At 73.2% G+C, this 17,480-nt stretch carries 16 protein-coding genes; 6 read left to right on the top strand and 10 right to left on the bottom strand.

Annotated elements, in window-relative coordinates; all coding sequences use genetic code 11:
- Positions 1-213: 213 nt before the first annotated feature.
- The 3 genes from AB0M93_RS07185 (at position 214) to AB0M93_RS07175 (ending at position 4,568) form a co-directional block, all read left to right on the top strand.
- Entirely contained in the window at positions 214-1,200 is a 987-nt protein-coding gene (locus AB0M93_RS07185; protein WP_364269358.1) for an arabinan endo-1,5-alpha-L-arabinosidase, read from the top strand.
- Between the two features lie 44 nt (positions 1,201-1,244).
- Complete coding sequence (locus AB0M93_RS07180; RefSeq protein WP_364269356.1) at positions 1,245-4,133, top strand: beta-galactosidase; 2,889 nt, start codon at positions 1,245-1,247, stop codon at positions 4,131-4,133.
- A 75-nt stretch (positions 4,134-4,208) separates the two neighbouring features.
- Positions 4,209-4,568, top strand: a complete 360-nt coding sequence (locus tag AB0M93_RS07175; RefSeq protein ID WP_364269354.1) for an STAS domain-containing protein — start codon at positions 4,209-4,211, stop codon at positions 4,566-4,568.
- On the opposite strand, the gene AB0M93_RS07170 is transcribed toward AB0M93_RS07175, so the two are convergent.
- Complete coding sequence (locus tag AB0M93_RS07170) at positions 4,555-6,672, bottom strand: AfsR/SARP family transcriptional regulator (RefSeq protein WP_364269352.1); 2,118 nt, start codon at positions 6,670-6,672, stop codon at positions 4,555-4,557. The genes AB0M93_RS07175 and AB0M93_RS07170 overlap by 14 nt on opposite strands.
- Positions 6,673-6,861: 189 nt before the next feature.
- Between AB0M93_RS07170 and AB0M93_RS07165 the strand changes: the two genes are divergently transcribed.
- Complete coding sequence (locus tag AB0M93_RS07165; RefSeq protein ID WP_364269350.1) at positions 6,862-7,302, top strand: DUF6294 family protein; 441 nt, start codon at positions 6,862-6,864, stop codon at positions 7,300-7,302.
- A 24-nt stretch (positions 7,303-7,326) separates the two neighbouring features.
- Here AB0M93_RS07165 and AB0M93_RS07160 read toward each other — a convergent pair whose 3' ends face one another.
- The gene (locus AB0M93_RS07160) at positions 7,327-7,674 is read right to left on the bottom strand and encodes a cytoplasmic protein (RefSeq protein WP_364269348.1); all 348 of its coding nucleotides are present in this window, start codon (positions 7,672-7,674) and stop codon (positions 7,327-7,329) included.
- A 37-nt stretch (positions 7,675-7,711) separates the two neighbouring features.
- Here AB0M93_RS07160 and AB0M93_RS07155 point away from each other — a divergent pair, with 37 nt between their 5' ends.
- The gene (locus AB0M93_RS07155; RefSeq protein WP_364269346.1) at positions 7,712-8,308 is read left to right on the top strand and encodes a helix-turn-helix domain-containing protein; all 597 of its coding nucleotides are present in this window, start codon (positions 7,712-7,714) and stop codon (positions 8,306-8,308) included.
- Here the strand turns inward: AB0M93_RS07155 and AB0M93_RS07150 are convergent.
- Entirely contained in the window at positions 8,301-8,714 is a 414-nt protein-coding gene (locus AB0M93_RS07150; RefSeq protein ID WP_364269344.1) for a hypothetical protein, read from the bottom strand. The genes AB0M93_RS07155 and AB0M93_RS07150 overlap by 8 nt on opposite strands.
- Positions 8,715-8,773: 59 nt before the next feature.
- The gene (locus AB0M93_RS07145) at positions 8,774-9,634 is read right to left on the bottom strand and encodes a universal stress protein (RefSeq protein ID WP_364269342.1); all 861 of its coding nucleotides are present in this window, start codon (positions 9,632-9,634) and stop codon (positions 8,774-8,776) included.
- A gap of 150 nt (positions 9,635-9,784) precedes the next feature.
- Here AB0M93_RS07145 and AB0M93_RS07140 point away from each other — a divergent pair, with 150 nt between their 5' ends.
- Positions 9,785-10,564: a prepilin peptidase gene (locus tag AB0M93_RS07140; protein ID WP_364269340.1), complete on the top strand. Its 780-nt coding sequence runs from the start codon at positions 9,785-9,787 to the stop codon at positions 10,562-10,564.
- A gap of 4 nt (positions 10,565-10,568) precedes the next feature.
- On the opposite strand, the gene AB0M93_RS07135 is transcribed toward AB0M93_RS07140, so the two are convergent.
- From AB0M93_RS07135 to AB0M93_RS07110, 6 genes are read right to left on the bottom strand one after another with little or no spacing between them, the layout of a single operon-like run.
- Complete coding sequence (locus AB0M93_RS07135) at positions 10,569-12,581, bottom strand: hypothetical protein (RefSeq protein ID WP_364269338.1); 2,013 nt, start codon at positions 12,579-12,581, stop codon at positions 10,569-10,571.
- Positions 12,578-13,204: a prepilin-type N-terminal cleavage/methylation domain-containing protein gene (locus AB0M93_RS07130; protein ID WP_364269336.1), complete on the bottom strand. Its 627-nt coding sequence runs from the start codon at positions 13,202-13,204 to the stop codon at positions 12,578-12,580. The genes AB0M93_RS07135 and AB0M93_RS07130 overlap by 4 nt, the downstream gene beginning before the upstream one ends.
- Positions 13,198-13,638 carry a type II secretion system protein gene (locus AB0M93_RS07125; RefSeq protein WP_364269334.1) on the bottom strand — a complete coding sequence of 147 codons (441 nt, stop codon included), beginning with the start codon at positions 13,636-13,638 and terminating at the stop codon, positions 13,198-13,200. The genes AB0M93_RS07130 and AB0M93_RS07125 overlap by 7 nt, the downstream gene beginning before the upstream one ends.
- Positions 13,638-14,843 (bottom strand): type II secretion system F family protein, encoded by a 1,206-nt coding sequence (locus AB0M93_RS07120; RefSeq protein ID WP_364269332.1) that lies wholly within the window; start codon positions 14,841-14,843, stop codon positions 13,638-13,640. Before AB0M93_RS07120 ends, AB0M93_RS07125 begins: the two co-directional genes overlap by 1 nt.
- On the bottom strand, positions 14,840-16,369 hold the full coding sequence (locus tag AB0M93_RS07115) for a GspE/PulE family protein (RefSeq protein WP_364269330.1): 1,530 nt from the start codon (positions 16,367-16,369) through the stop codon (positions 14,840-14,842). Before AB0M93_RS07115 ends, AB0M93_RS07120 begins: the two co-directional genes overlap by 4 nt.
- Positions 16,366-17,454 (bottom strand): type IV pilus twitching motility protein PilT, encoded by a 1,089-nt coding sequence (locus AB0M93_RS07110; RefSeq protein WP_364269328.1) that lies wholly within the window; start codon positions 17,452-17,454, stop codon positions 16,366-16,368. Before AB0M93_RS07110 ends, AB0M93_RS07115 begins: the two co-directional genes overlap by 4 nt.
- Between the last annotated feature and the right edge of the window lie 26 nt (positions 17,455-17,480).

Genomic DNA, 17,480 nt, shown 5'->3' with positions numbered 1-17,480 from the left:
AACTTGTCCCGGGGGGGGGGCGCGGGGCGTCACCTGTTCAACGGCCGCGTTGTGGTGTGGTACGGGGTGTTATAACAGCCCAACCACCCCACGACCGTCGCCGGGGTCGGGCGGGGGAGACCCGCCGTCCGGCCCTTGACGGCGCCCCCTCGAACGCCGACCATTTTCACCGTTGTGCACTGTTAGCGTTAACACTCGACTTTGGGACATTTTATGCGCCTGCGCCGCCTTCTCGCTCTCGTCGCCATCGCGACCGCCCTGGCGGGGGTCCCCGCCGTGCAGGCCGCGACTTACCCGGACCCCGGCTACGTCACCGGGGACATCGAGGCGGTGCACGACCCGTCGATGATCCGCGCGGCGGACGGCAGCTACCTGCTCTACTCCACCGACCAGTACCTGCAGATCCGCCGCTCGACCGACCGGATCCACTTCACGAAGATCGGCTCGGTCTGGCCGAACGGGGCGCCGTGGACCGCGCCCTTCACCGACCCCGCCAAGCCGGAGTACCTGTGGGCGCCGGACATCTCGTTCCACAACGGCAAGTACTACCTGTACTACGCCGCTTCCTCGCTCGGCTCCCGCAACTCGGCGATCTTCCTCGCCACCAGCACGACCGGCCTGCCCGGCAGCTGGACGAACCTGGGCATCGTCGTGCAGACGAACACGAGCAACGACTACAACGCGATCGACCCCAACCTGTTCGTCGACTCGTCCGGCCGCTGGTGGCTCAGCTTCGGCTCGTGGTGGACCGGCATCAAGATGATCCGGCTCGACCCGGCGACCGGCAAGCGCAGCACGAGTGACACCGCGCTGCGCAGCATCGCCCAGCGCACCGGCAGCACGTCCGCCGAGGAAGCGCCCTACATCGTCCAGCACGGCGGCTACTACTACCTGTTCGTCTCCTGGGACCTGTGCTGCCAGGGCACCAAGAGCACCTACCGCGTGATGGCCGGCCGTTCGACGTCGATCACCGGCCCGTACACCGACCGCGCCGGCGTCCGGATGACCGCCGGCGGCGGCACGCAGATCCTGGCGAGCCACGGCGCGGTGCACGGCCCCGGGCACGTGGCCGTCCTGCACGACTCGGACGCCGACGTGCTGATCTACCACTACTACTACTCGGACGCGACGCCGCTGACGGGCAAGCTCGGCATCAACCTCATCGGCTACGACAGTGCCGGCTGGCCGTACGTGTACTGAACTTCGTATAACGCCCTATACCTCGCCGATCGGGAAGTTCCTCCATGCGCCGGTTCCTGTCGTTCCTGCTCGCCCTGATCGTCACGACCGGGCTCGATGCCGCGCCGGCCTCGGCCGCACCGCCGGTGAAGCACCGGGTCACGTTCGACAAGTACTCGCTCATGCTGGACGGGCGCCGGCAGATCGTCTGGTCGGGGGAGTTCCACCCGTTCCGGCTGCCCAGCCCGGACCTGTGGCGGGACGTGCTGCAGAAAATGAAGGCGACCGGCTACACGGCGGTGTCGATCTACTTCGACTGGAACTACCACTCGCCCGCGCCGGGGGTGTACGACTTCACCGGCGTGCGGGACATGGACCGGCTCCTGGACCTCGCCGCGGAAGCGGGCCTGTACGTCATCGCGCGGCCCGGGCCGTACATCAACGCGGAGGTCACCGGCGGCGGGTTCCCGCCGTGGCTGAGCACCCAGGCCGGCCGGGCCCGCAGTGACGCGCCGGACTACCTCGCCGCGGCCGACGAGTGGCTGTCGCTGATCGACCGGATCATCGCCCGCCACCAGTACACCGACGGCCGCGGCCCGGTGATCCTCTACCAGATCGAGAACGAGCTGGCCGCGACCGGGACCGCGCAGCGCACCTACGTCGCGCACCTCCACGACAAGGTGCGGGCCGACGGCATCACGGTCCCGGTGTTCCACAACGACAAGGGCCGCAACGGGATCTGGGTGCCGCCGGGTTCCGGCGTGCCCGGCACCGTCGAAGGCGACGTCGACCTGTACGCCTTCGACGGCTACCCCGGCGGCGCCTGCCGGACCGACGCGACGCCGGGCACCCCGAACTCCGCGCCGGACTGGGGAACCTACGGGCCGGGCGGGGCCAAGGGCGGCGCGAGCGCGTCGCCGAACACCCCCGGGTTCGTCGCCGAGTTCGGCGGCGGCTGGTTCGACTACTGGGGCAGCAACGGCACCTACCCGTGCACCGCCGTCCGGCAGGGGCCGGGCTACGAACGCGTCTTCTACGGCACCAACCTGGCGAACGGCCTGACGATCCAGAACTTCTACATGACCTTCGGCGGCACGTCGTGGGGCTGGCTGCCGGCGCCGGTGGTCTACTCGTCGTATGACTACGGCGCGGCGATCGACGAAGGACGTCAGCTGCGGCCCAAGGCGCAGACGATGAAGGAGCTGGGCTACTTCCTCGGCACCGTTCCGGATCTGGCCAAAATGGACCGGGGCGAGCCGGTGACGCCGTCGTCGGCCGCGGTGAAGGTCTACCACAACGTCAACCTGGACACCGGCGTCCACTTCTACCTGCCGGTGCACTCACCGTCGAACGCGACGACCGACGACTCCTTCACCTTCCCGCTGTCCACATCGGACGGCACGTACACCGTGCCGCTCCGGCTGAATGGCCAGGACGCCAAGCACCTGGTGGCCAACTTCGACGTCGCCGGGCAGCACCTGGTGTACTCGACGTCCGAGCTGATGGCCCAGGCGGCCGGGACCGTGCTGCTGCACGGCCGGGCGGGCGAGGACGGCGAGACGGTGCTGCGGTACGCGTCCCGGCCGCGCGTGGACGTCCTTTCCGGGGCGGTCACGACGACCTGGACCGGCAACGACCTGCGCCTGGCCTACCGGCACGACGGGCTGGCGCGCGTCCGCATCAGCGGTGGCGGCCGCCCGGCCGTCACGCTGCTGCTGGCCGACGACGCCACCGCCGACACGTTCTGGCTGGACTCGGGCCTGCTCGTGCGCGGCCCGGATCTGGTGCGCACCGCGCAGAACGGCCTGGGGACCACGCTGACCGGCGACACGAAGGCGCCGCGGGACCTCGAGGTGTGGGGCGCCCGGAGCCCGCTGGTGGTGTGGAACGGCACCCCGGTGCCGATGCGGCCGACCGCCTCGGGCAGCCTGCTCGCGGTCCGCCCGCTGCCGGGGCCCGCCGACCCGCGGCTGCCCGAGCTCACCGGCTGGCGTTCGGCTCCCGGCTCGCCGGAAGCCGATCCGGGCTACGACGACTCGGCGTGGGCCGCCGCGGACCGGACGACGACGAACAGCACCACCCCGCCACCGGCCGGGCAGCCGGTGCTGACCGCGGACGACTACGGCTTCGGCGTCGGGGACGTCTGGTACCGCGGGCGGTTCACCGGGACGCCGGGGGAGCAGGTCAGCCTGCGCTACGGCGGCGGGGGCGCCGGGATGCTGCAGGCGTGGCTGGACGGGCAGTACCTCGGCGAGCACGTCCTGCCGTCCGCGCTGGCCTCGCCGCCGACGACCGGCACGGCGGCGTTCACCGTCCCGGAAGGACTGCGCGGCGACGGCCCGCACGTGCTTTCGGTGATGGTGCGCAACGACGGCCACAACGAGGACGGCGGCGTCAACGACGCCCACAAGGAGGGACGCGGCCTCATCTCGTCCTCGCTGCCCGGCGTGGCGTGGAAGCTCCAGGGCGGCACGGCCGATCCGGTGCGCGGCCCGCTGAACAACGGCGGTCTCGCCGGCGAGCGCGCGGGCTGGTCCCTGCCGGGCTTCCCCGACCGCGGCTGGGCGCCGGCGGCCGTCCCCGCGCCGGCCGCTTCGCCGGGGACGACGTGGTACCGCACGACGTTCTCGTTGCGGGTCCCGCGCGGCCAGGACACGTCGGTGGGCCTGACGATCGGCGATCCGGCGAAGCCGCGGTCCGGCGGCCGCTACCGGGTCCTGGTCTTCCTCAACGGCTGGAACGCCGGTCAGTACATCGGGGACGTCGGCCCGCAGCACACTTTCGCGCTGCCGAGCGGCATCCTCGACCCGCACGGCCGCAACACCCTGGCCTTGGCGGTGACCAGTGACGGCGGGCCGGGCAACGGCCTGGAGCGGGTCTCGTTGACGGACCTGGGTTCGGCGCGGGGCGGGGTCCCGGTCCGGCCGGTGGCGTCACCGGGTTGGCGGGGCTGAGCCGTGTTTGGGCGGCGCGGGTGCGGGGTAGGTGGTGATCACCTGCAGCCGTCCCCGTCGTGAAGGAGTCCGCCGATGAGCGCTCTCGACCCGTCCGCCCTGCTGCTGACCGCGACGACCGCGGAGCCCCGGCCCGGGACGCTGCGGGTCACGATCACCGGCGAGATCGACATGGTCACGTGCCCGCGCCTCGACGCCGAGCTCGACCGGGCGGTGGCGGCCGCCCCGGAGCGCCTGGTCGTCGACCTGCTGGGTGTCGCCTTTTGCGGCGTGACGGGCGTGGCGTCGCTGGGCAGGCTGCGGACCCGTTGTGCGGAAACGGGAATCGACCTGGTGCTCAAGCCGTCCCGCGTGGTGCGGCGCGCCCTGGAGAACGCGGCGATCGCCCCGCTGTTCCGGCTGGAGGAGCAGCGGGAGCGGCTCATCGCGCAGTGACGGGTGGTCCGGTGAACGTCCGGGTTTCCTCGTCCGCGGCGGCCAGTTCGCGCTCGGCGGCCGCGGCGTCGCCCGGGCCGCCCCGGCGAAGCAGCGCCTCCGCGTGGCGGCGCCGGGAAAAGACCACCGCCGGCCAATGCGCCAGGGCGAGGTTGTGCCGGACCGCCGCCCGCAGGTGCGTCACCGCGCGGTCCGCGTCGCCCGCCGTCAACGCCGTGGTGCCCAGCGGGTGCTGGACCGAGCCGAAGCAGGCGATGCCCAGGCTCGCCATCGCCGGCAGGTGGCCGAACGGCACCAGCAGCTCGTGGATGCGGGCCGCCGTCGCGCGGTCGTCCAGCAGGTAGGCCGTTTCCGCCGCGCCGCACAGGGAAATCAGCCACGTGCTCGACCGCGGCAGCGCGCCCGGGTCTTCGCCGCACAGGCGCGCCAGCGCACCCGCCGCCGTCCGGCGGTCACCGGCCGCGGCCGCCGCCACGGCGAGCGCCGCGTAGTACGAGTTGTCGATCGGGCTCAGCGTCGGCGAGTGCATCAGCCCGTCCAGCACCGGCACCAGCTCCCCGAGGCGGCCCTGGAACCAGCGGATCGCCACCAGCTGCGCGCCATACCAGCCGAGTGCGTCGAAGTCGCCCGCGGCCTGCCCGACTTCCGCGCACGCCTGCGCCCCCGCTTCGGCCTCGCGGAACCGGCCGGCCCGGATGTGGCGCATCACGTGGAGCGCGTCCGCCACGAACCCCGCCGCCAGGTGCTTGCGCTCGGCCAGGAGGTCGTCGAGCTCGCCCAGGCGCCGCTCGGCGTGCGGGTCCGCGGCGAGGAACGCGTCGACCGCGGCCCACAGCACGCCCATCACCAGGTCGGTGCGCCGCCCCGAATGGCCGCTCACCGCGACGAGCTCCGTCGCGAGCGCGTGCCGCAGCCGGATGTGGTCGGGGCCCAACAGGCAGTGGTGGGCCAGGCTCAGCGCTTCGGCGTGGGCGACCGGGTCGCCCGCCGCGCGCGTCCGGTCGGCGACCGCCAGGATCCGTTCGTGCGTGCCGGCTTCGTAGTCCAGTTCGGCCGCCAGCCGTGCCTGGAGCCGGTGCCCGAGCGAGGACCCGGGATCCACCCGCTCGAGCGCGTACCGCACCCGCGTCAGCAGGGCCGCCGACGCCGCGCACGTCCGATGCTCGTGCACCCACACCCCGCCCAGGCCGAGGGCCGCCCGGGCGAGCGTGTCGGCGTCCCCGGCCCGCTCGGCCCGGACGTAGGCCGTTTCGAAGTGCTCCCGGCCGGTCCGGAGGTCGCCGTCTTCGAGCAGCGCGTGCTCGCCGGCGGCGAGTGCGTCGTCCGGAGCGGTCACCACGGCCTCGGCGCGGACCGCGAGCAGCGCCGGGTCGTGGGCCAGCACCCGGCGGTGCACCTGCGCCAGCACCGGCGACGGCTCCACCCCGGACGCGGTGATCAGGCCGTGCCGGGCCCGCCGGAACGCCTCGAGCGCGTCACCCTGCCGCCCGGCCCGGTACAGCGCCGTCATCAGCTGCGCCCACAGCCGTTCGTGCCCGGGGAACTCGGCGGTCAGCGCCTCCAGCTCGGCGATCAGCCCGGTGTCCTCGCCGGTCGCGAGGTCGGCGTCGATCCGGTCCTGGACGGCGTTGTGCCGCAGCCGGTCGAGCCGCATCCCTTCCGCCACCAGGGTTTCGACGCCGGCGAACTCCTCGTAGGCGCCGCCGCGCCACAGGGCCAGCGCGGCGGCCAAGTGCTTCCGCGCGGCGGCGGGCTCCCCGGCGGCCAGCGCCCGCCGTCCGTCGGCGGCGAGCTGCTCGAACCGCGTGGCGTCGAGGTCCTGCGGCCCCAGGCGCAGCACGTAGCCGGGCGACCGGGTCAGCAGCACGTCGGCGTCCACGGTGCCGCGCAGCCGCGAAAGGTAGGTCCGCAGGGTCCGGTCGGCGTGCGCGGGCGCCCCCTCGCCCCACAGCGCCCGGCCCAGCGCGGGGACGCTGACGACGCGGCCCGCCTCCGCCGCCAGCACCGCCAGCAGGGCCCGCAGGCGCGGCCCGCCGACGTCCCGCGGCTCGCCGCCGACCCGCACCTCGAACGGTCCCAGCACCGCCAGGTCCACCCCGCCCATGCCCGCCCCTCCGCACGCGGGGGCACCGCGCGCTTCGGCGTACAAGAGCGGCCGGCGCCGCCGGGGATACGTCCGACAGGTGGGTAATTCTCCGTCGACGAACTGTCGACGGATTGTCGACCGGCGCTGCGAGGCTCGGCGCCGCGGACCGGAGGGGTCCGCAGCCACGGGTTCTTCGGGAGGACGTCCATGAAACGCACGATTCGGGGTCTCGCACCGGTTCTCGCCGCCGCGGCGGTGGGGACGGCGCTGCTGCCGGGTACGCCGGCGCAGGCCGCGCCGGCGCACTCCGCGGCGGTGCTGGAGGTGAAGAGCGCGACGTGGGGCCAGCTGCACGTCGGAGACTGCGAGCAGGACAACGGCACCATCGTGATCCGCTCGGACGGCACGGGCGACTGGAGCGCGACCACGCTGACCTTCCAGACGCACTCCGGCGACGTCTGGCACTCCAGCTTCGACTTCAAGACCACGGCCGGGACGCAGCTGTTCTCGGCGGGCATGTTCGACAGCCCGCGGATGGACGACGGCAACCCGCCGCCGCGCTACCCGTGGAGTAAGCCCTTCACTTTCGACGCGTCGCTCTTCAGCGCTGTCGACATCTTCAAGACGATCCAGCACTCGAGCTGCTGACGGCGGGGTGAGAACCGCCCTGGGTCACGGTCCGCCGGGACCCAGGGCGGTGCCCGCCACGGCCCCGCCGGGACGGGGCTCCTTCAGCTCGACGAAGAAGGAGTGCGTCGGGGTCTCGCCGATGTTCTCGCCCGAGTGCTCCTGGGCGGCGACCCAGCGCACCGCGCCGGCGGGCAGGTCGACCTGCACTTCGCGGCCGCCGGCCGAAATCCGGCGGCGGAACGCGCTGAGCGTGAGCATCACCGTGTCCGGGTGCCGGTGCGGCGCGGTCCGGTCGCCGGGGCCGTCCCGGTACTCCAGGACCCGGACCCGCTCGTTTTCGAAGACCACCCGGTACAGCTCGGGGTTCGTGTCGGCCGGGTCACCGGTCATGGCCGCCTCCTTCGTGGGACTGGAGTACCATGATGGCATGGCAGTGCCGTATGAGTCCACGGGCCGGAGCCGGCAGAAGGGGCGGACCCGCGCCGCGCTGGTCGCCGCGGCCCACGAGCTGCTCGCCGAAGGCCGCTCGCCGACGGTCGAGGACGCGGCGGAGTCGGCCGGGATCTCCCGCACCACCGCCTACCGGTACTTCCCGAACCAGCGCGCGCTGCTGCTCGCCGCGTACCCGGAGATCCAGGACGACGCGGGCCTGCTGCCCGCGGACGCGCCGGCCGACCCCGCGGCCCGCCTGGCACTGGTGATGCGCGCGTTCACCGAGTTCACGCTGCGCTGGGAGCCGCAGCTGCGCGCGCAGCTGCGGCTGTCCCTGGAACCCGGCGCGCCGCAGCCGGTGCTGCGCCGCGGCCGGGCCATCCGCTGGATCGAGGAGGCCCTCGCCCCGCTCGCGGACACGCACCCGGCCGTCGACCGGCACGGCCTGGCCGTGGCGATCCGGTCCGCGACGGGCATCGAGTCCCTGGTGTGGCTCACCGACATCGGCGGCCTCGGCCGCGATCAGGCGGCCGCGGTGCTGGCCGGTTCGGCGCAGGCCATCCTCCGCGCGGCGCTGGACCCGGTCAGCTGATCAGCACCGTCGCGACGCACGAGTCGGTGCCGTTGTCGAACGTCGCCGACGCCGTGCCCGTGGACGTGACCGGCACGGTCGCGGTCGACGGCATCGTGAAGGTGGTGCTCCCGGTCGTCGACGAGGAGTGCGAGTACACCGTCTGCGACGTCGATCCGGTGCGGTAGGAAATCCGCAGGGACACCTTGCCCACGACGTCGCCGATGTAGGGCCCCGACGTGGTGTACCCGTTCATGATGCGGTGGTAGCCACCGGAGGTGTCGTACCGGAGCGTGAACGTGCCGCTGTAATCGCCCGCGTGGCAGACGGCCGTCCGCTGGACGATCGTGGCCGCCTGTGCCGGGATCACCAGTACCGTCGTCCCGGCCAGCAGGGCCGCGAGAACGGCCTTCACCGCAGTCTTCATCTTCTTCTCCCTCGTTCCGCGCGTGATCCTGCCGGGTCCCGCTTCCGTCCCGCTTCTCTTCACGCGGTGGTGCGCACCAGCAGGACCGGGCAGGCGGCGTGGTGCAGGAGGGCCTGGCCCGTGGAGCCGAGCAGCAGGCCGGGGAAGCCGCCGCGGCCGCGGTCGCCGAGGACGACGAGCTGGGCGGCGGCGCTGCGCTCGACGAGTTCGCGGCGCGGGTGGGCGTGCACCACGACCTGCTCGACCGCGACGTCGCCGGTGTCGTGGGCCAGCACCCGCTCGCCGAGCAGGCGGTGCCCGGCCTCGGTGACGCACCGCGGGTCCCGGTGCGGCGGCGGGCTGTCCGCCCAGGCGTGCAGGACGACCAGCGGCGCCCGGCGCGCCCGGGCTTCGGCGACGGCGGCGGCCAGCACCCGGGCGCCGGCTTCGCTGCCGTCGATGCCGGTGACGACCGGCCGGTCGGCCGCGGCGGGTTCGTCCCAGCTGTCCCCGCGGACGACGACGGTGTCGCACCGCGCGTGCGTGCCGACGGCGGCGGCGACCGAACCGGCGAGCAGGCTGGTGAGCCTGCCGTGCCCGGCCGACCCGACGACGAGCAGCGCGGCCGCGCGCGACGCCCCGATCAGCGCCTGCGCGGCGCGGTCGGGATCGAGCCGGGCGGTGGCGCCGGGCACCCCCTGCGCGGCGGCGAGTTCCTGCGCGGTCCGCAGCGCGCGCCGCCCCCGGGCGCGCAGGGCGTCGACCATCTCCTCCGGCGGTGGGACGACCCCGCCGGCGATCAGGGCCGGGACGTCGAGGGCGTGCACGATTTCGAGCGGCGCGTCCCGCAGCCGCGCGGTCCGCGCCGCCCAGCGGACGGCGTCGAGCGACTCGGCCGACCCGTCCACCCCGGTGACGATCGGCCCTCCGGCGGCGGTCATCCTCCAGACTGTAGGCGCGCCCGCCCGGCCCCGGGACCCCTAACCCGCGTACCCCGGCGGTCGGCTCGCGCACCTGAACGGTCGGCTCGCGGGCGGGTGCCGCGTCGGGCATGATCTGCGGCGTTGCCGAGGCGAGTCCGGAGGAGCCCGATGGCGGTGCTGGTCGTGACGGCGGCCGTGCTCGGGCTGCTCGTCGGCTCCTTCCTGAACGTCGTGATCCACCGGGTGCCGCGGGGCGAATCCGTGGTCAGCCCGCCGTCGCGGTGCCCGGACTGCGGGCAGGAGATCCGGGCGCGGCACAACGTGCCCGTCTTCGGCTGGCTCGTGCTGCGGGGCCGGTGCGCCGGCTGCGGCAGCCGGATCAGCGTCCGGTACCCGCTGGTCGAGCTGGGCACCGCGGTGCTGTTCGCGCTGCTCGCCCTGCGGTTCGGCCCGCCGGACCTGCCCGCCTTCCTGTACTTCGGCGCGATCGGGATCGCCCTGGCCCTGATCGACCTCGACTGCCGCCGGCTGCCGAACGCGATCGTGCTGCCGTCCTACCCGGTCCTCGCCGTCCTGCTGACCGCGTCCGCCTGGTACCACGGCGACTGGTGGTCACTGGCCCGCGCCGGGATCGGCGGCGCCGCGCTGTTCGCCTTCTACCTCGCCCTCGCGCTGGCGTACCCGGCCGGCATGGGCTTCGGCGACGTCCGGCTCGCGGGCATCCTCGGCGGCGTGCTCGGGTACGTGTCCTGGGCGGCGCTGCTGATCGGGGCGTTCGGCGGGTTCCTGCTCGGCGCGATCGCCGGCGTCGTGGTCCTCGCCGCCGGCAAGGGCGACCGCAAGACGGCGTTGCCGTTCGGGCCGTTCATGATCGCCGCGGCCCTGGTGGCGCTCTTCGCGGCCGGCCCGCTCGGCGACGCCTACCAGCGGCTGACCGGCCTCGCCTGAGCGGTCACCGGTTCCCCGACCAGCTGAGCACGGACACCTGCCGCGAGCCCGCCACCGGGTTCGTGGGATCGCCGTCGACGTAGGCCACCCGCGCCCGGGCCACCGGCGTCCCGTCCGGCAAGCACGTCCCCGCGCCGGGACAGACGTAGGCCGACAGGTAGACGCCGAAGACGAACCCCGGCGAGTCGTCCGGGACCTCGATCACCGCACCGGTGAACGACACGCTGCCGGTCTCCTTCACCCACAACGACCGCGCGACGACGCCGAAGCGGAAGATCGGTTCGGTCGCGTTGTTGAGCGTGACGTCCAGGACGGCCTTCGGCGCGTACGTCGTTCCCTGCACGTAGAACCGGTTGCCGGAGTTGTTGACGGCCGTCACGAGCGCGCACGCCGAGGAGCTCGTGTACGGCAGCTGCGTGCACCCGCTCTCCGCGCGCAGGGCGGGCGGGGTGTAGGCGAGTTCCAGCTGGACCGCGTCCACCAGTTCGGTGCCTTCGTGGTTGACGTTCACGGCGTAACCCAGCTGGCCGCCGGTGAAGGTGCCGTCGTACACCGTTTGGGCCAGCTGACTGGTCACATCGGTGACGTCGGTGGCGGCGGAGCTGTCCTTCGGGGTCGACAGGGTGAGCGGGATCGGCGAGCTCCCCATGGGGGTGAACTGGGCCGTGCGCGAGTCCTTGCTCGCGCCGTGGTCGTTGCTGTGGGTCACCCGGATCTTCGCCGAGGTCAGGATCGTCCCGGCGGGCGGCGCCACGGCGGGGGCGAAGGCGGTGGCGGTCAGGGTGGCGCTGCCCCCGCTCTTGCCGGGCGCGGCCCAGGTCGCCCCCGCATTGTCCACTTTGGACAGGCTGCCGGCGGTCGCGCCGGTGAAGTCGCCGGTCGCGGAACCGGGGACGAGCGTCGTGGTCGCCGGCGTCTCGGCACCCGAGACCAGGCCGTACAGGGCGACCGGTGGCTTGTCCGCGCTGTAGGTCCCGCAGATCTCCGCCTGGCCCGCCTTCACCGCCAGCCGGCTGTCGCCGCCGAAGACGAACTGGACGCCGGCCGCCTTGGCGTCGTCGATCGGGTTGTCGCAGGCGGCGGGGATCTTCGCCGGGACCGGCGGCTTGGCGATGACCCGGCCGCTGTCGTCCACCGGCGTGCCCGCCACCAGGTAGCCGTTGTCGACCGTCCACACGTCGTCGCCGCCGGGCAGCGACGGCGGCCGGACCGCGGCGCTGTTGCGGAAGTCGAAGTAGTACGCGCCGGGCGTGAACCACCACGTGCTGTCCTTGCACTTGCTGCTGCTCGACATCATCGCCGACAGCCCGGCCGCGTCGTCGTAGTACCCGGGCTGGAAGGTGATCAGCGAACCGGCCTTGGTGCACGCCGGCAGCGTCCGGTACGGCGGCACCGACGTGAGAACGGAGGCGTATCCGGGGTCGGCGCCGAGGCTCGACCCGCCGTAGCCGCACGCCGCCGCGGGGCTGCTGTGGATCGTGCCCGCGCAGCCGCCGCGCGCGTACACCGCGGTGTTGGTGTCGAGGGATCCGTTGACCACGTTGATGTTCGAGTTCGAATACACGATCCCGTGCACCTTGAACGACGAACCGGTCGGCTGCTGGATGTTGAGCCCGTCCTCGCCGCCGGTGCCGAGGGTGAGGATCGCGCTGCCCGGCCGGTTGCACACGCTCAGGGACGGGCACTGGATCGACACCTTCGCCGGGTCCGCGGTGCACGACACGGCGGCCGAACCGCCGCTGCCGAAGTCCGGCAGGCTCAGCGTGTCGGACGCGCCGAAGCAGTGCTCCCCGGCGGCGCCGGTGAACGTGCTGTTGCGGATCGCGTTGATCCCGGCCTGCAGCGCACCGTCGGCGGTGTAGGCGGACGCGGCCTGGTCGCGCAGGTTGACCGTGGTGCGGATGCTGGTGTCGGCGAAGGACAGCAGCGCCCCCAGCACCACCGCGATCACCGTGACCAGCACGAGCACCAGCGGCAGCGCGGCCCCGCTGTCGTCGCCCTTCCACCGGCGGTTCATGTCTGCCTCCGTTGCCCGAACAGGGTGATGGGGTAGGGGTCGGCGCTCGGCGCGACGGCGGTGAAGGTCAGCTTGACCCACAGCGGCACGGCGGCCGCGGTGCAGGCGCTGGAGCACGTGACGTCGGGCGTGCCAGCCTTGACGTTGTGCGCGACGACCGAGTCGGACACCGGCGCCGCGGAGCCCACGCAGCGCAGGCGGTGCAGCTCGGTCCCGGCCAGGTAGTAGGCGACGATCGCGGTGCGCCGGGTCGCGGACGGCGGACTGGTGTCCCAGTCGTCGGACAGCAGCCGGACGAGCGCAACCGGCGTCGCGGCCGTGCCGCAGACCTGGCCGCCCGCGTTGTAGGCCGCGTTCAGCTGGACCGACGGCGAGAACGGGACGGCGCCGCTGGCCACCAGGCCCGAGTAGTCGCGCAGCCCGGTCGCGGCGACGTCCTGGGCGAAGAACGCCGAGCTCTGCTGGGCGTCGTGGGAGACGGCCAGCCGCGCGGACGTCGTGTCGGTGTTCCGGATCGACACGATCACCGCGTTGGCGATCGGGGCGGCGATCACCCCCAGGATGACCACGACGACCAGCAGCTCGATGAGGGTGAACCCGGCGTCGGACCGGCGGCTCAGCACGCCGCCTCCCCGAGCCCGCAGCGCTTGCGCACCACGACTTCCAGGCGTTCGCTCGCCCGCCCGTCGCCGCTGGCGACCTGGAGGGTGACCTGCTGCAGCCCGCTGTCGGTGCCGCAGGTCGCCGACCACGCCGAGCCGGTCCAGTACTTCACCGACGCCACCGAGCTGGTGAAGCCCGCCGGCACGGTGAAGCCGGCCGGGGCGGCGTACTTCGCGGGCGCCGCGCACGCGAAGTACCCGCCCGCCATCACCTGGTTCTCGACGGCCTCGCCGAAGTCGCGCACCCCGGCGCCGGCCGTCGCCTGCTTGCGGTGGACGTCGGACATCAGGACGCTGACGCCGATCCCGCCGACGATCGCGAGCACGGCGACGCCCAGGATCGCCACCGCGACCAGCAGCTCGAGGAGGCTCTCGCCCCGGTCGCCGGCGGGCATCAGACGTGCACCTGGCCGAAGATGCCGTACATCGCCGAGACGAGCGCGATCGCCACGAACCCGACGACCAGGCCCATCACCACGATGACGGCCGGCTCGAACAGCGCGGTGAGCTTCTTGAGCCGGTAGTCCAGCTCGCCTTCGTAGTACTGGGCCGTGACCTCGAGCTGGGTGTCCAGGGTGCCGGTGTCCTCGCCGACGCGGATCATCTGCGCGGCGGTCACCGGGAACAGCCCGGAGCCGGTGAGCGGCCGGGCCAGGCCCTCGCCGGCCAGCACCGCCTGCCCGACGCGGGTGAGCGCCCGCATGAACACACGGTTGCGCAGCGAGTCCGTCGCGACCCGCAGCGCCTCCGGCAGCGGCACCCCGGCGCTCACCATCGACGACAGGATCCGGCAGAACCGCTCGACCAGCGCGTGCCGCACGGCCGGGCCGATCGCCGGCACGGCGAGCAGCGCGCTGTCGCGGGCGTACCGGCCGCCGGGCGTGCGCACGGCGAGGGCGTACGACGCGATCACGACGACGAGCCCGGCCAGCAGCGCCCACCACCACTGGCCGAGGAAGTCGGTGATGGCCAGCAGCATCCGCGTCGGCAGCGGCAGCTTCGCGTTCAGGCTGGCGAAGAAGGCTTTGAAGCGCGGCAGCACGAAGGTCGCGAGCACGACGACGGTGACGACCGACATCAGCGCGATCATCGCCGGGTAGATCAGCGCCGCCTTGATCTTGCGCCGGGCTTCGAGGTCGCGCTCGAGGTAGCCGGCCAGCTGGTCGAGGACCTTGTCGAGCCGGCCGGTCAGCTCGGCCGAGCGCAGGATCTCGCGGTAGAACTCGGGGAAGATCTTCGGGTGCCGGTCGATGCAGTCCGACAGCCGGTCGCCGCCGCGCAGGCCCTGCTCGACGTCCCGCAGCATCCGGGCCAGCGAGGAGTTCGCGGCCTCGGCGCCGAGGATGCGGACCGCGTCGATCAGCGGCAGCCCGGCCCGGACGAACGCGCCGAGCTGGCGCGAGAGGTGCATGACGACCTCGCGCTTGACCCGCGGCGCGGTCAGCTCCCGGCTCAGCACGCTTTTCTTCTCGGTCAGCTCGATGTCGCGCAGTTCGCGTTCGTACAGCGCGAGGACGGCGGCGTCGGCGTCGGCGGCCTTCTGCACCCCGTGGGTGCGCAGGCCGTCCGGGCCGGTGGCGACGTAGGCGTACCGGTTCATCGGGCCCCTCCGGTGAGGTAGATCGACCGCAGCACCTCGGCCGGGGTGGTGACGCCCTCGGCGACGAGCCGCAGGGCCTCGTCCTGCAGCGTCCGCATGCCTTCCTTGCGGGCCAGTTCGTGCACCTCGCGGTGCGGGGCGCTGTCCAGCACCAGCGTGCGGATCCCGTCGCTGACCGGCATCAGCTCGTAGACGCCGGTGCGGTCCAGGAATCCGGTCTGGGCGCAGAAGTTGCAGCCGGCCCCGCGGACGAACCCGCCCGCCGGGCCGTCCGCGCCCAGGGCGTCCAAAAAGGACATCTCCTCGGCGGTGGGCTGGTAGTACTCGCTGCAGCGCACGCAGATCCGCCGCACGAGCCGCTGGGCGAGCACCGCGGTGACCGAGGACGCGACGAGGAAGTTCTCGATCCCCATGTCCAGCAGCCGGTGCAGGGCCGACGCGGCGTCGGTGGCGTGCAGCGACGAGAGCACGAAGTGCCCGGTGAGCGCGGACTGCACGGCGATGCGCGCGGTGTCGACGTCGCGGACTTCGCCGACGAGGATGACGTCCGGGTCCTGCCGCAGGATCGACTTCAGGCCGTCGGCGAAGGTGACGCCGGTCTGCTCGTTGATCTGGATCTGGTTGATCGAGGACATGGTGTACTCGACCGGGTCCTCGATGGTCATGATGTTGCGTTCGCTGCTGTCGAGCTCGCCCAGCGAGCCGTAGAGCGTCGTGGTCTTGCCGCTGCCGGTGGGCCCGGCGCAGATCACCATGCCGTAGGGCGACTGCAGCACCGCCGAATAGCGCGTCGCCATCTCCTCGGGCATGCCGAGCTGCGGCAGCCGGAACAGCGGGCGGCTCTTGTCGAGCAGCCGCAGCACGACCTTTTCGCCGCCGACGACCGGCGTGCTCGCCACCCGGATGTCCACCGGCCGGTCCTCGACCTCCATGCTGATCTGGCCGTCCTGCGGGCGGCGGCGCTCGACGATGTTCATCCCGGCGAGGATCTTGATCCGGCTGGTCACCGCGGGCCCCATCGAGCCGGGCAGGTCGAGGACGTCGTGGAGCACGCCGTCGATGCGGTAGCGGACGCGGATCCGCTCGGCCTGCGGCTCGACGTGGATGTCGGAGGCCCGGTCCCGCAGCGCCTGCTTGATCAGCAGGGCGACGACGTGCACGACCGGCGCGTCGTCGGTCGCGGCGGACGGCGCTTCGGCGCGGGCTGCGTCGCGGCGCACGGCGTCCCGGGCTTCGAACGCCTTGACCTGCTGGTCGACGCCGGTGAGCGCGCGGTAGGTGCGGCCGATGGTGGCCAGGATGTCCGCGCGGGCGGCGACGGCGACGGTCACCGGGCGGCCGAGCGCCGCCTGCAGCGCGGGGGCGGTGGCCGCGTCGGCGACCGCGACCAGCACGGCGTCCTCGCGGACGGCCAGCGGGATCGCGCAGAGCTCGCGGGCCTTCGCCTCGCCGAGCAGGTCGGCGGCGGCGCGGTCCGGCGTCACCGTGCGGAGGTCGACGGTGCGGGGCTGGGTGCGGAGTCTCATGCCGGCACGCTCCGCGGCCGGGGACGCGGGTCGATGTCCTGCGGGTGGAGGCTGCGGGCGGCCGCGTCGGCGGGGGAGACCAGCCCGGCCGCGACGAGCGCGGACAGCGACTGCTCGAGCGTCACCATGCCTTCGCGGCGTCCGGTGACCAGCGCGTTGCGCAGCTGGTGCGGCTTGCCCTCCTTGATGAGGTTCCGCACGGCGGTGTTCGCGACCAGGACCTCGAACGCGGCGACGAGCCCGCCGCCGATGCGGGGGAGCAGCCGCTGGTAGACGATCCCGGTGAGCGCCGCGGCGAGCTGCACCCGGACCTGTTCCTGCTGCCCCGCAGGGAAGACGTCGATCATCCGCGCCAGGGACTGCGCGGTGTCGTTCGTGTGCAGGGTGGCGAAGACGAGGTGCCCGGTCTCGGCGATGGTGAGGGCGAAGCGGATCGACTCGAGGTCGCGCATTTCGCCGACCAGCAGGACGTCGGGGTCCTCCCGCAACGCGCTGCGCAGGGCGGCGGGGAAGGACTCGGTGTCGGTACCGACCTCGCGCTGGTTGACCGCGGACCGCCGGTGTTCGTGGACGTACTCGATCGGGTCTTCGACGGTGAGGATGTGGCAGGCGCGTTCGCTGTTGATCCGGTCGATGACGGCGGCGAGCGTGGTCGACTTCCCGGACCCGGTCGGCCCGGTGACGAGCACCAGGCCCTGGTGGCGGCGGGCGAAGTCGGCCAGGACCGGCGGCAGGCCGAGGTCGGCCATGCCCGGGATCCGGCGCGGGATCATCCGCAGCGCGACGACTGTTTCGCCGCGCTGGGTGAAGGCGTTGCCGCGGACGCGGGCTTCGTCGCGCCAGCCGAAGGAGAAGTCGAACTCGCGGGCGGTGCGCCAGGCGTGCGCCTGGTCGTCGGTGAGGAGCTCGGCGAGCAGGGCGCGGGTGTCCTCACCGGTGAGGACGGGGTGGCCGGGGACCGCGGAGAGGTCGCCGTGCACGCGCAGCTGGGGCGGCAGTCCGGCGGTGAGCAGCAGGTCGGTGCCACGCGCCTGCCACAACGCCTCGAGCAGGCCGTCGACGCGGCTGCCGATCTGGGTGGGCATGGGTTCCCTCCGGGGCGAGGTGGGTC

It is taken from the genome of Amycolatopsis sp. NPDC051102 (assembly GCF_040682815.1).
Lineage (GTDB): Bacteria > Actinomycetota > Actinomycetes > Mycobacteriales > Pseudonocardiaceae > Amycolatopsis.
This window is presented reverse-complemented; position numbering and strand designations above follow the sequence as displayed.